General features: G+C 60.0%; 12 protein-coding genes. 9 read left to right on the top strand and 3 right to left on the bottom strand.

The features are described 5' to 3' along the window. Window positions 1-222: 222 nt before the first annotated feature. Entirely contained in the window at window positions 223-735 is a 513-nt protein-coding gene (locus AC1D2R_RS05470; RefSeq protein WP_477965548.1) for a DUF992 domain-containing protein, read from the bottom strand. A gap of 342 nt (window positions 736-1,077) precedes the next feature. Here AC1D2R_RS05470 and AC1D2R_RS05465 point away from each other — a divergent pair, with 342 nt between their 5' ends. Beyond that, on the top strand, window positions 1,078-2,295 hold the full coding sequence (locus AC1D2R_RS05465; RefSeq protein ID WP_477965546.1) for an SfnB family sulfur acquisition oxidoreductase: 1,218 nt from the start codon (window positions 1,078-1,080) through the stop codon (window positions 2,293-2,295). Between the two features lie 63 nt (window positions 2,296-2,358). Here the strand turns inward: AC1D2R_RS05465 and AC1D2R_RS05460 are convergent, their stop codons facing one another. Together AC1D2R_RS05460 and AC1D2R_RS05455 are read right to left on the bottom strand one after the other, a co-directional pair. Next, window positions 2,359-3,570, bottom strand: coding sequence for an acyl-CoA dehydrogenase family protein (locus tag AC1D2R_RS05460; protein ID WP_477965544.1), 1,212 nt, complete (start codon window positions 3,568-3,570; stop codon window positions 2,359-2,361). Between the two features lie 74 nt (window positions 3,571-3,644). After that, window positions 3,645-4,691, bottom strand: a complete 1,047-nt coding sequence (locus tag AC1D2R_RS05455; RefSeq protein ID WP_477965542.1) for a substrate-binding domain-containing protein — start codon at window positions 4,689-4,691, stop codon at window positions 3,645-3,647. A gap of 289 nt (window positions 4,692-4,980) precedes the next feature. Between AC1D2R_RS05455 and AC1D2R_RS05450 the strand changes: the two genes are divergently transcribed. From AC1D2R_RS05450 to AC1D2R_RS05415, 8 genes are all read left to right on the top strand, one after another. Next, a complete protein-coding gene (locus tag AC1D2R_RS05450; protein ID WP_477965540.1) occupies window positions 4,981-6,462 on the top strand; it encodes a sugar ABC transporter ATP-binding protein in 1,482 nt (493 codons plus the stop codon). Continuing rightward, on the top strand, window positions 6,459-7,505 hold the full coding sequence (locus tag AC1D2R_RS05445; protein WP_477965538.1) for an ABC transporter permease: 1,047 nt from the start codon (window positions 6,459-6,461) through the stop codon (window positions 7,503-7,505). Before AC1D2R_RS05450 ends, AC1D2R_RS05445 begins: the two co-directional genes overlap by 4 nt. Window positions 7,506-7,562: 57 nt before the next feature. Then, window positions 7,563-8,819: an LVIVD repeat-containing protein gene (locus AC1D2R_RS05440; RefSeq protein ID WP_477965536.1), complete on the top strand. Its 1,257-nt coding sequence runs from the start codon at window positions 7,563-7,565 to the stop codon at window positions 8,817-8,819. Between the two features lie 107 nt (window positions 8,820-8,926). After that, the gene (locus AC1D2R_RS05435) at window positions 8,927-10,321 is read left to right on the top strand and encodes an LLM class flavin-dependent oxidoreductase (protein ID WP_477965534.1); all 1,395 of its coding nucleotides are present in this window, start codon (window positions 8,927-8,929) and stop codon (window positions 10,319-10,321) included. A 195-nt stretch (window positions 10,322-10,516) separates the two neighbouring features. After that, window positions 10,517-11,542: an ABC transporter substrate-binding protein gene (locus tag AC1D2R_RS05430; RefSeq protein WP_477965532.1), complete on the top strand. Its 1,026-nt coding sequence runs from the start codon at window positions 10,517-10,519 to the stop codon at window positions 11,540-11,542. Between the two features lie 9 nt (window positions 11,543-11,551). Next, the gene (locus AC1D2R_RS05425) at window positions 11,552-12,559 is read left to right on the top strand and encodes an ABC transporter permease (RefSeq protein ID WP_477965530.1); all 1,008 of its coding nucleotides are present in this window, start codon (window positions 11,552-11,554) and stop codon (window positions 12,557-12,559) included. Next, the gene (locus AC1D2R_RS05420; RefSeq protein WP_477965528.1) at window positions 12,559-13,350 is read left to right on the top strand and encodes an ABC transporter ATP-binding protein; all 792 of its coding nucleotides are present in this window, start codon (window positions 12,559-12,561) and stop codon (window positions 13,348-13,350) included. The genes AC1D2R_RS05425 and AC1D2R_RS05420 overlap by 1 nt, the downstream gene beginning before the upstream one ends. Then, the gene (locus AC1D2R_RS05415; RefSeq protein WP_477965527.1) at window positions 13,340-13,636 is read left to right on the top strand and encodes a hypothetical protein; all 297 of its coding nucleotides are present in this window, start codon (window positions 13,340-13,342) and stop codon (window positions 13,634-13,636) included. The genes AC1D2R_RS05420 and AC1D2R_RS05415 overlap by 11 nt, the downstream gene beginning before the upstream one ends. The last annotated feature ends 8 nt before the right edge of the window (window positions 13,637-13,644 follow it).

Here is a 13,644-nt window from a genome sequence, read left to right as displayed (position 1 = left end):
GCCCGAGAATGTGTCGCCGAAGTCACCTGAGGTTCCTTGCCCTGCACGAAGGCCGCGTCCGCACCCAGGTACTGGGAGCGCAGGCTGGCGATAGTAGTGCTCCGGCGAGGCGACGTTTGCTGGCGATGGGACGACGGAGGGCGAAATCTAGCTCTTCTAGATGCAATGAACCGCCCACAGTGAAAAGCGGCGACAAGGAGTCGCCGCGTGACCAAACCATGATTAGCGCATCCGTTGAAGCTGCAGACGCGACACGCCAGCCGCAACATTCAGCCCGGTGCCAGCTTCGGTGCTAAGGGGCTGCAAGGCGAAGTTCTTGCTATTGCCACCGACCAAGGCGTTTGCTCCAAGTCCCACACCGATCGAAGCGGCGGCCGAGGCGCCGACATACGTGCCGGCAAGGGCGCCGTCGCCTACACGGGTTGGTGCGGTATTCAGGACCACCCAGCTCAGATAGGTCTTGCCGGTAACACCGACGTCAACTCCAAGTTTGCCGATCTTGCCGGCATATCGCTCAATCTTTCCAGACCTCTGCTTGAAAGTGCAATCGACCGACTTGCTCGATCCGATGATAAGCCCGACGCCCCCGGCGACTTCGCAGGACAATGTCCCAAGGCGCTGCCTGGGTTCAGCTATTTGGGTGGTGTGCGTGTTCGGCTTATGCATGGTTGCAGCGTTGGCGATCGGAACAACGGCAACGGAGAAGGCCGCAGCTAAGAGGAGGATCTTGTTCATGGTTTTTCCTTTTTTGGTTTGGCGCTGATCCTAAACGCGCCCCAGCCCAGTTCGTTCATTCAGAGGCATGCTGGAATGCTCAAAGGTGGAAGCGGCAGCGTCTTGCCTCCGCCGTCGAGCCGCCTGAACTGTTGCGGCTCATCGTCAATGGTGTTCTTCGTCAAGGATGAGTGCGACCGGGCGATCTTCATCAATTGAACAGCCCGCCAGTGAGGCCCGCCTGGAGGATGCGCCTAGCGTAGAAAAGACATTCTATCCTTGAGTGATTCTATAGAATTTCAGCTCTTAATTTTACGGCGCACATCTTCCACGCATGTGAACATGCAATTTTTGGAGCGAAAGATGAATCAAGTCCTACATCAGACAGATCGAAATCGTCCCCTCGCTGCGCGCTTGCGGAGTGAGGAAGAGGTAATTGCAACAGCGCGGCAACTGGCAGAGCGTTTCGCAAAGACAGCATCGGCGCGCGATGTAGATCGACTGCTACCCTATGACGAGCTCGACGTATTGTCGAAGTCGGGGCTTCTCTCCATTACCGTTCCTGCAGAATATGGCGGCCTTGACGTTTCCAATGCCGTTCTCGCCGAAGTGACGGCCAGCCTCGCCGAGGCGGACGGATCAATCGGGCAGATCCCACAAAACCACTTCTATATCCTTGAAGCGTTGCGCGCCGACGGAACCGAGGAACAGAAGCGCTTCTTCTTCGGCCGCGCGCTGGCGGGCGATCGTTTCGGAAATGCTCTTTCCGAACGGGGTACGAAGACGGTTGGTCACTACAACACGCGCATCGTCCGTGACGGGTTCGGCTACAGGATCAACGGTCGCAAATACTACTCGACTGGCGTCATCTTTGCAGACTGGATCACGGTCTTTGCTCTCAACGAAGACGACCACTTGACGATGTCATTCGTGCCTCAAGGAGCCGACGGTATTGAGGTCGTCGATGACTGGGATGGATTCGGGCAGAGAACGACGGGCAGCGGCACGACAGTGCTCGACAATGTATACGTCCATGCAGATGCTGTCGTTTTGCACCACAAGGGGTTTGAGCGCCCGACGACCATCGGCTCCGTCGGCCAGATCATCCACGCCGGCATCGATCTTGGCATAGCACGCGCAGCCTTTGCCGATACAATCGATTTCGTTAGGACAAAGTCGCGCCCATGGACCGACAGCGGCGTGGACCGGGCAGCGGACGATCCGCTGACTGTTGCACGAGTGGGCGAGCTCGCAATCCGGCTTGAGGCAGCCTCCGCACTGCTTGAGCGCGCGGGGCGAAAGGTGGACATCGCTCAAATCGATACCACGCAGGAGAATGTCGTTGCTGCGACGCTGGCGGTCGCCGCCGCCAAGGTGTTGACGTCGGAAATCGCCCTCGACGCCTCAAGCGCACTCTTCGAACTCGCCGGCACGGCTTCTACCAGCAGCGGACTGAATCTCGACAGGCATTGGCGCAACGCACGCACGCATACACTCCACGATCCGGTGCGCTGGAAGTATCATGTCGTCGGAAACTATCACCTCAACGATGCGGCACCTCCCAGAAGTGGCGCTCTCTGACCATCGAATGACACAGGCCCGTTGAGGATTGCACAACGGGCCCTTTACCTTGAGAATGTTTGACTAGCTGTACAGGCTGACGACCGGGATTTTATCGTTCAGCGCGAACTCACCGACTTCCTTTGCCTTGTAGAACACGGGATCATGCAGCGTGTGCGTGCGAACGTTGCGCCAGAAGCGGTCAAAGCGATAGGTCTCTGCTGTCGATCTTGCACCCGTCAGCTCGAAGACACGGGCCGTGACATCGAGCGAGACATTCGTGGCATGCACCTTTGCTGCATAAGCTTCGGCAGCAACTTCACCACGCTCACGTTCTGTTACGTCCCTGCCGCGCGCCAGGGCGTTCTGGACATCTGCTGCGGCGCTATCAGCCAGCGCCGCGGACGCCTTCAGCGATGCGGTGAGCTCTCCGACCCGCTCAAGAATATACGGATCGTCCTGTGCGCGAGCGACGCCCGAGGTGATCCACGGTCTTGTCGTGCTACGGACATAGTCCAGGGCTGCCCGCAGCGCCCCTTCCGCGGTACCCAGATAGAAATTCACAAACACCAGCTGGATGAGGGGCGTGTTGAATGTCGGAAGCGCCGACGGAACTGCGTTTTCGTCGGTAGGGATCCCGATGAGGTCGTCCTCGTAGACTGGAAAGTCGCGAAACTCGACGCTGCCGCTGTCGGAGAGCCGCTGACCTATATTGTCCCAATCGTCATTTGCCACATAGCCCTGCCGGTTGGTCGGAACTGCGAAGCTGGCGATCTTTCCGTCAAGCGTCGCATTGGCATTGATGTAGTCGGAAATCCGCGCGGCAGTGGAAAACGACTTCTTGCCATTCAGCACGTAGCCGTTACCGCGTCGGGTCAGGACCAGGCCGGGATCGCGCGGATTGACCGCAGCGCCCCAATAGAGATTCCTTGCGACCGTCTCGGCGCCAAGCGCGTTGGCACGGGCCTCATCTTCGATCGCCCAGTAGATGTACTGGCTGTTGACAAAGTGATAGCCGAGCAACTGGCCGATCGAACTTTCGCCGCGTGCAAGAATGCGCACAAGCTTCAGTCCATCGACCCAATCCAGCCCGCCGCCGCCGATCTGAGGTGCATGAAGGGCATTGAGCAGTCCGGCATTCTTGAGCTTCACGATTTCGCTCAGAGGCGGCCGCCCGTCACGATCGAGATCAGCGGCGCGCCGCGCAAGATCGGTGGAAATCTCTTCCGCCCGTGCAAAGATGTCGTCGCGCGTCGAGCCTCTGCTGACGACTTGAATGACGTTGGATGGGCTCATCGAAAAAACTCCAGGTTTGCTGAAAACGAGAGCGGCGGAACCTCTCGGTCCCGCCGCAAGACAGGTCTGCCTTGTCAGAAAAGCGTGGCCGGGATCCAGCTTGCCGTCACGGCGTCGCTCGTGCTGAAGGCCGGGATCTTCTTGCCCAGATCCTCGATCGTCTTGACGCCTGCAGCGCGAAGCGCCTCCTGCGTCAGGAGCGTTGGCTTCACGGTGATGCTGTGAGGTACCTCCTCACCGGCAATCTGAAGAGCCGCTGCACGCACCGAGACCGCCCCGACCACCGCCGGATTGGTTGCGACGGTCGCCACCCAGGGACTGCCCTCTTCGGTGATCTCCTGAATATCGGCAGTCGAGGCGTCGGCCGAGTAGATCTTCAACTTCGAGGAAATCCCGAGATCGTTTGCTGCCAGCTTCACGCCGCGTGCAAACTCATCGTAGGGAGCGAAGACGACACTGATATCCGGATTGGCCGTCAGCGCCGCCTTCGCCTGGTCCGCCGTCGATGCTGCCGTGGTGTCGCTGACATTGCCAAAGTGGGCTTTCTCGACCACGCCCTTGTTGTCCGCCTTGAACTTTTCCCAGACCTCATTGCGACGATCGAGCGGCGCAAAGCCCGCGACATAGACGTAGCCGGCGTTGAAGCTGGTGCCGTTGTCCTTGACGGCCTGATCGAGCGCGAGCTGTGCAAGTTCATGGTCGCTTTGCTCGACCTGCGGGATCTTTGGATTGTTGAGATTAACGTCGAAAGCGACGATCTTCACGCCCTTGTCGAGCGCTTGCTGTACGACGTCGCCGAGTGATTCCGGCAGGCCGTGATCAACCACGATGCCTTGAACGCCGAGATTGACGGCCTGGAGGATCTGTTCGCGCTGCTCGGCAGCGTTCTGGCGACCGGGAAATACACGAAGATCGACGCCGAGAGCCTTTGCCTGCGCCTCGGCACCTGCCTGATAGGCTTGGAAGAAGTCGCCGGCGGAGATGTAGCTGATCAGCGCGAGCTTGACGCCGCCCTTGTCAAAGGGAGCAGGCGCCCCCGCCAACCCGTCGGCGCGGGCAGCCCCCGAAAAGAGAAGGGAAATCGCGGCAGCCGATAGCGCGAGACGCGTTGAAATCTTCATTGTGCGCTCCTGTGGAGGTTTAAAAACGATCTGCGGTCTGTCCTCCGCATTTTCATTAGATATATTTTCCATATTTTTAGTAGATTAATTGCTGCGTTTTTTCCGTATTCGGAGGAAACTTTGTGCCGTTTCCCAGGCGCCTGAGAAAAGCGTTGCCTGTCGCGCGGTCCTGTTTCGCGCCAAGCTGGCGCCCAACTGACCGCTCCTTTCCTTGAGCACACCACCCCTTGTGCCGGCGTCGCCGTGCATAGCGTTCATATGTCTCCACCAGTGATGATTTGTTGCAGCCATGCCCTTGCTTGAAGTCGAAGATCTCACCCGCAGTTTCATCTCCACGCGCGCTCTCTCCGGGGCTTCACTTTCCGTTGAGCGTGGAGAAATCGTTGCGTTGATGGGGGCCAACGGTGCCGGGAAATCCACCCTGGTGAAGATCCTGTCCGGCGTGCTTCCTTCCGACGGCGGCGCGGTCAGACTGAAGGGTCTGGCTTTTTCCCCGCGAACGCCGGCCGAGGCTGCGCGGCGCGGCATCGTCACCGTCCACCAGTCGACCGATCTCGTTGGCGCACCCGGCCTGACAGTGGCTGACGTCCTGCTTCTCGGAGGCTTTGCTGATGGTGACGAACCGTTCTTCGTATCGAAAGCCGGTATCCGTCGTCGCGCGAAAGCCATAGTTGATGAAGCGGGTTTTTCTCTACCGCTCGATCGCGACTTCGCCGAGCTGACGGCCGCCGACCGGCAGCTCGTTGCGATCGCACGCGCGCTCGCCAGCAAGGCGGATCTCTTGATCCTCGACGAGCCGACGGCCAGCCTGTCGATCGGAGAGAGCCAGCGGCTTTTCGCGGTCTTGCAACGCCTGCAGGCACAAGGCCTTGCAATTCTTTATATTTCCCACCGCACCGCCGATCTTCAGGCCATTGCCGATCGCGCGCTGGTGATGCGCGGTGGCCGCGTCGTCGGCTCCTTTGCGCGGCCAATCGACTTTGGAGCAGCCATCGAGACGATGATCGGTCGCAAGCTTCAATCCGCGCGGCCTGGATCACCGGAGGGTCGTGGTGCGGTGATCTTCGAAATGGCGAACGCGCGCCTGCTTCCCGGCAGCGACGCCTTCAGCCTTTGCGTGCGCGAAGGCGAAGTCGTGGCTGTCACCGGCGTTCTGGGAGCCGGAAAGAGCCGCCTGCTTTCCGCGATCTTCGGCACCGGCACGCTTTCCGCCGGAACCATGCTGCTCGATGGCAAGCCGCATTGCCCGGCGGACCCGGCCGAAGCGATAGAAGCAGGTGTCGCGATGGCCGCCGAGGACCGCCATCGCTCCTCCCTGATGCCACCGTCGTGGCCCGGCAACAGTGTAGCGGCAACGATCAGCCTGCCTCACCTGCGCAAATGGTTTCCCTATCAATTTCTGCTGGGAAAACGCGAACGACGTGAAGCGGACACAGCAATCGAACGGTTGCGCATCAAGGCGCCCGGCCCGGACGCTTCGATCTGGACGCTGTCAGGTGGCAATCAGCAGAAGGCGGTGCTGGCGCGTTGGGAGGCTGAGCCAAGCCGGCTTCTGCTTCTCGACGAACCGTTCCAGGGTGTCGATGTCGGCGCCCGCCGCGACATTATCGACGCCATCCGCAGCCGCACCGACCGCGCGACACTGATCGCGACCTCCGATCCGGAGGAGGCCCATGAAGTGGCCGACCGCATCCTTGTCATCGACCGTCACAGCATCAGACCTGCACAAGGCCAGGGCGACGAAACCGCCTTCGAAGGAATTCCAGCATGAGCTCAATGACCGACGAAACCCTTTCGAAAGCTCCCGTACAGCAAGGAGGCAGTCCGTTGAGCGCGCGGCTCGCAGAAACCCTGCGCTCCGGCGCCGTCTTCATTCTGCTGGTTGCCCTTGTCATCGGCTTCACGGCGGCTGAGCCAGCCTTCATAAACATCAACAACCTGATGAGCATTCTGCAGGCCGTCTCCGTGGTCGCCATTCTGGGCGCCGGCGTGACGGTGACGCTCGCGGTCGGAGGCTTCGATCTCTCGATCGGTGCGGTCGCAGCGTCGAGTGTCATGGCCGCAAGCTACGCCATGATCGTCTGGGGCCTCGGAGTATTCGCAACCGTTCCTCTGGTGCTGGCCTTCGGTGCCCTCGTCGGGCTTCTGAACGCCTTCGTGATCGTGCGACTGAAAGTGCCCGACCTGCTCGCGACGCTGTCGATGATGTTCCTGCTCTCCGGTCTGCAACTGATCCCGACCGCCGGCCGGTCGATCTCCGCGGGTCTCATCCTTCCCGACGGCACAACGGCAGGTGGCGCCTATGACCCACGCTTTCTGTTGATCGGGCGCCACAGCGTTTTCGCAACAGTTCCCGTTGCCGTCGTCCTCATGGCTCTGGTTGCTATCGTTCTCTATGTGCTGACCGAGCGTACCCGCATTGGCAGGCTGCTCTTTGCGACTGGCGGCAACGAAGTCGCAACCCGGCTGGCCGGCGCCTCGACGACGCGCCTGAAGACGCTTGCCTATGTCATATCAGGAACGCTGGCTTCCCTCGGCGGTATCATAGTCGCCGCTCGCGTTGGCCGTGGCGATGTTTCCTCTGGTGGTTCGCTCCTGATGGATGCGGTCGCGGCGTCCCTGATCGGCTTTACCGTGATGGGGTTGCGCCGGCCGAACGTGCTCGGGACCATTGTCGGGGCCGTCTTCGTCGGAGTGCTTCTGAACGGTCTGACGATGCTGAACGCACCTTATTACACGCAGGACTTCGTCAAGGGCGCCGTGCTCGCCAGCGCGTTGGCTATGACCTATGGCCTTGGCCGCAACAATTCCTGAAACGAGGACAGCGGGCGGCGGTTTTTCAAATTATTGCATCGAACACAGGTGACGACCATGGCCGACAGCCACGACCTTCCACGCCCGGATTTCGCCCGCAACATGCGGCTCATCGGCCATTCCGACATCGGTGGCAGGGGTGACGGATTGCAGATCATGGTGCATCGCGGACATGCCTATGTGGCCCATCCTTGGTCCCAGGGATTTTCGATTGTCGACGTGCGCGACCCGAGGCGACCTGGTGCCGCCACCTACGTTCCCGCCCCGCCGAACACCTGGAACATCCATCTACAGACACATGACGACCTGCTGCTCGTCATCAACGCGCTCGACCTCTTTGCCGATGTCGATACCTTCACCGACGAGAAAAGCTACTATACGAAATCTGTCGGAGAAACGGTCGCCCGCGCAAAGACGTCGCGCTCCTGGACGGCGGGCATGACAGTCTACGATATTTCGCTGCCGGACAGACCGCGCAGGATCGGGCAGCTTGACGTCGAAGGCGTCGGCTTCCATCGACTCTGGTATGTCGGCGGCCGCTATGCCTATGCGTCCGCCCTCATCAACGGCTTTTCCGACTACATCTTCGTCACCATCGACATGGCAGACCCGACGCGCCCGCAACTTGTCGGCCGCTGGTGGCTTCCAGGCATGAACAGGGCTGCAGGCGAGGTCTCCGCCTCGCCTGAGGGAAAGCGCTACGCGCTGCATCATGCGCTGGTATCAGGCAATACCGCCTATGCCTGCTGGCGCGACGGTGGACTGACGCTGCTCGACATTTCCGACCACGCCGCACCCCGCCTGATCGCCCATCGCAACTGGTCGCCGCCCTATGGAGGGGGAACACACTCCCCCTTGCCACTGCCTGGCCGAAATCTCCTCGTTGTTGCCGATGAGGCGGTCCTCGACAACGAGGAGGACGGCCGCAAGCATGGCTGGGTCTTCGACATCAGAGAACCGTCAAACCCGGTCAGCATCTCGACGTTTCCGACCCCGTCCGAGGCCGACTACGCCGCCAAGGGAGGCCATTTCGGTCCGCATAACCTTCACGAAAACCGCCCGGGATCCTTCGTGTCAGACACGCTCATATTCGCAACCTGGCAGAATGCCGGGATCAGGGCCTTCGATATCTCGGATCCCTATCGACCTCGGGAGACGGGAGCGTTGGTGCCTGCTGCCCCGACAACGATGACCGACAGGCGGCTGGGCCGCCCGAAGGTCATCCAGTCGGCTGATGTCTTCGTGGACGCGTCCGGACTGATATACGCCACCGATTACAATGCCGGTCTGGAAATCATCGAGTATGGCGGCTGAACGCAATACCGTTTTAATTACACAATGACTATAGAATTAGATATCTTTTCATCGGGCTCGGGATTGACGATTGCTGTCTCCATCCCGTCTTGCTTGAGGAATTGCAGATGACACGAGAAATCAGGCTGAACGCCTTCGACATGAACTGCGTCGGCCACCAGTCGCCCGGTCTCTGGAGGCATCCCCGCGATAGATCCTGGACATACAAGGATCTCGATTACTGGGTCCATCTCGCCAAGACGCTCGAACGGGGCAAATTCGATGGCTTGTTCATTGCCGACGTGCTGGGCGTCTATGACGTGCTGAACGGGAACGTCGATGCGGCGTTGCGCCACTCGGCGCAGGTGCCGGTGAACGATCCGCTGCAGCTCATCCCGACGATGTCCTACGTGACCGAGCATCTGGGCTTCGGTCTCACCGCCTCACTCTCCTTCGAGCACCCCTACACCTTCGCCCGCCGGATTTCGACACTCGATCACCTGACGAAGGGTCGCGTCGGCTGGAACATCGTGACGTCCTACCTCAACAGCGGCGCGATCAACATCGGCCAGGCAGCCCAGGCCAGGCATGATGACCGCTACGATCTCGCCGAGGAGTATCTGGAGGTCTGCTACAAACTCTGGGAAGGCAGCTGGGAGGATGACGCCGTAGTTCGTGACCGTGAGGCCGGAATCTTTACGCGTCCTGAGAAAGTCCACCCCATCCGTCATTCCGGCAGGCATTTCACCGTGCCCGGCATCCACCTCAGTGAACCGTCGCCTCAGCGCACACCGGTGCTTTACCAGGCCGGAGCATCCAGCCGTGGCAAGGATTTCGCCGGCGCGCATGCTGAATGCATCTTCGTTGCCGCCCCGTCGAAAACCGTCCTGAAGCGTTATGTAAAGAACGTTCGCGACGCTGCCGAACGCGTCGGTCGCAACCCGCGCGATATTCTCGCCTTCAATCTTCAGACCGTCATTCTCGGGGAAACGGATGCGGAGGCAAAGAAGAAGTTCGACGACTACCGCAAATATGCCTCCTTTGAGGGTGCGCAGGCGCTGATCTCCGGCTGGACGGGCATCGACTTCGGCCAGTTCTCGCCGGATGAGCCGCTTCGCCACCGCTATACCAATGCCGTCCAGTCGGCTGTCGAAACCTTCACGACCATTGATCCGGACAAGGTGTGGTCGGTCCGCGAGATGGCCGACTGGGTCGGCGTCGGCGGTTTCGGTCCGGTCTTCGTCGGCTCGCCACAGACGGTTGCCGATCTGCTTCAGGAATGGGTTGAAGACACCGATGTCGATGGCTTCAACCTCGCCTATGCGGTGACGCCCGAGAGCTTCGAGGATGCCGTGGACCTGTTGGTCCCCGAGCTTCAGAAGCGTGGGGTCTACAAGACGGACTACCGTCAGGGCACGTTGCGCGAGAAGCTATTTGGTGGGGGGTCGAAGCTCGAGGCGCCGCATCCCGGCACCAGCTACCGCGATCTCTCCGCAAGGACATCGCAGCGGCTCGCCGTCTGACATTACCGGACGCGTGCACGAGAATTCCTGCGCGCTCCCGTTCCACACTGGTATGCCAAGCATCGGGCGTCGACCGACGACGTGCTCCGCCATAAAAATAATTTCCCAGCGGTGGGGCATAATTAGTCTATTAATTCTGTAGATTACAGTCTTTTCTTTATAACGTGCGTCCCAGTCAATTCGAAGGGGACATCGATGAGCGACCTATCTTCCGATACCGGCATTCTTTCACGTCGTAATTTTCTCAAGGCGGCTGGCGTTGTCGGCGCGGCGGCATCGGTCGGCGCAATCGCGGGTCGCACCAGCTATGCAATCGCCGGCAACCTCGACAAGATCAAGCTCGAATGGACCGAAGTGGCTGCATGCCACTCGCCGGTCGGCTTTGGACTCTCAAAAGGCATCTATGAAAAGCATGGCCTTGATGTCGAACTCTTTTACCAGGGCGCAAGCGGCCAGACATTGATCCAGTCGCTGGCGACCCGCAAGGCAGAAGCCGGTCCGGGCCTGCTCTACGACTGGCTGAAGCCGATCGAGCAGGGTTTCGACGTCAAGCTGTTCCACGGATCGCATGGCGGATGCCAGCGACTTCTGGTGAAGAAGGATTCCGGCATCAAGTCGCTCGCCGATCTCAAGGGCAAGACCATCGGCACGTTCGATGTCGGCTCGCCGTCGCGCGTTGCCTTCTCGGTGGCGCTCGCAAAGGCGGGCATCGACCCGGAGCACGACGTCACCTGGAAAGTCTTCCCGTTCGATCTCGTCGCAGAAGGCGTGGAGCGCGGCGAAGCGGACGCGGTCGCCCATATGGACCCGTGGGCCTACTCATATGAAAAGCAGCACGACTTCCTGAAGATCTACGACACCCAGACGGGCATATTCGAGAACCGCGTTTGCTGCGTTCTCGGCGTCAACGGCGACTACTACGAGAGCAACAAGGATATTATCCGTCGTGTTGCCACCGCCAATCTGGAGATTCACCAGTACACCGCAGAGCATCCCGACGAAGTGGCGAAGTGGTATTTCGATACCCTGAAGCCTGGCCTTCCGCTCGAGGACCTCACGGAGGTTCTCGGATCGCTGACCTACCACAAGAACTGGTTCGGCAAGGATCTGGTCGCTGAAGTGCGCGAGGGTTATGCGAACCTGAAGCTCACCGGCGTCATCGATACGAGCACGGATCCGGAAGAGATCGCAAATCGCGTCACTCTCGATATTTTCGCGTGAGGCCAGGCGATGACTGACCTTGCCCAGGACGATGCGTCCATCGGTCGTCCACGCCCACGACAGGCCGCCGCGCTGACTGGATTGCTATGGAAGGACGGCCTGATTGCCGCCCTTTCATGGTTCATCACGGCAGCCATCACGTGGTACCTGCCGGATGTGATCGTCTGGGGCAATACCGGGGCATTTGCTGTCTTTGCAGCGGTCGGCGGGCTGGTGTTTCTTCTCTTGGCATTCATCGTGCCGCATATGCCGGACCGCACCCGCACCCTTGTGCATTACGGACCGTGGTTCATTGCAATCGGCATCTGGCTTGCTGTCTGGGAGCTGGTGACGGCAAAGCTCGGCTGGCTGCCCAAGCCCTTCTTCTCGCCGCCTCAAGGCCTGTTGCATGTCTACCTCAGCGACTGGGACCGGCTGCTGATCTGCATTGCCTATACCGGACGGCTGTGGATTCTCGGTTTCACCTCCGGCGTCATTAGCGGCTTTGTCGCAGGCGTTGCGCTCGGCTGGTCGAAGCGCTTCGCCTACTGGGGAATGCCAATCCTGAAGCTGATCGGCCCTGTTCCGGCCAGCGCCTGGATACCCTGCACATTCTTCATCTTCCCGTCGACATTTCACGCGAGCATTTTTCTGGTGGCACTTGCGTCCGGCATTCCGGTCGCCATCCTGACCGCAGCCGGTGTCAGCCAGGTCAACCGATCGTTCTATGACGTGGCCCGGACACTCGGGGCAAGAAACAGCTACCTCATCTTCAAGGTAGCAATCCCGGCGTCTCTTCCGAATGTCTTCGTCGGCCTGTTCATGGGCCTCTATTATTCGTTCGCCGTGCTCGTCGTTGCTGAAATGCTTGGCGCGAAATACGGCCTGGGTTGGTACCTTCAGTTCAACACCGCTTATTCCGCCTATGCCAACGTCTACGCAGCGCTCATCGTGATGGCACTGATCTGCGCCGGACTGGTGAGGCTGTTGTTCATTGCCCGAGACAGCCTTCTCGGCTGGCAGAAGGGGATAATCTGATGAACGTCGCATTTGCGCAAGCCAGAGCCGTCGAACGCAGCCTGCGGCTCGACATCGACAATGTCAGCCATGAGTTCGATCTCGGCAAGACGCGGCTGCCGGTGCTGTCCAACATCAGCATCATTGTCGAGCCAGGTGAATTCGTGGCCTTGCTCGGGCCGTCCGGCTGCGGAAAATCGACATTGCTCAGACTTGCGGCCGGCCTTGAAACCGCGACCCGTGGCAGCGTGCTCGAAGACGGCAAGCCGATCACACGTCCGGACCCCTCCCGCATTCTCGTCTTTCAGGACGCCACGCTTTTTCCCTGGCTGACCGTCTGGAAGAACGTTGCGGCCGGACTGGACGCCCGAGGCATATTGAAAGATCACGAGGATCGCGTCGACGACATTCTCAAACTCGTGAAGCTTGACGCCTTCGCCGACGCCTATCCACACCAGCTTTCCGGCGGAATGGCGCAGCGCGCCGCAATCGCTCGCGCACTCGTCAACGACCCCAAGTTGCTCCTTCTCGACGAACCGTTTGGCAAGCTCGATTCACTGACCCGGCTGAAGATGCAGAAAGAACTGCTACAATTGTGGCAGCGCTCAGGTTTTACCGCCCTTCTCGTGACCCATGACGTCGAGGAGGCACTCCTGTTGGCCGACCGCGTGATCGTCTTCGGCGACAGGCCGGCGAGCATCATCGCCGACGTCACCGTCGGGAAGGCCCATCCGCGCCGCCGCGACGATCCAGCGCTCATTGCTCTTCGCCAGACCCTGCTTGAGAAGCTGGGAGTGTCTCATGACGACTGATGGGCGCCTGTCGACCTTGATCACATTATCGGGCCTGGGCACGCTGGCGTTGGGCGTTTTCTGGTGGTGGGTGGTGTTCGAGGAAGTCGTGGCCAACGGCTATATCAGCTACAGCCAGGCGGCCACCTGCATCGGCGGATCCAGCGATCTATGCGCACTTGCCCAGGCTCTGTGCAAGTCGAACCATTGGCTTGGTGTCACCACATATTCCTCCGTCATCTTCTGGGCAGGGCTCGCCACGATCAGCGCAGGTATCGCTCTGCGCTCTGCAAAACGCCCGGTCTGAGCGCATAA

It is taken from the genome of Rhizobium sp. P1_C7 (genome assembly GCF_056406295.1).
Note: the sequence above shows the minus strand (reverse complement) of the source record. Positions and strands in the feature narration are given on the sequence as shown.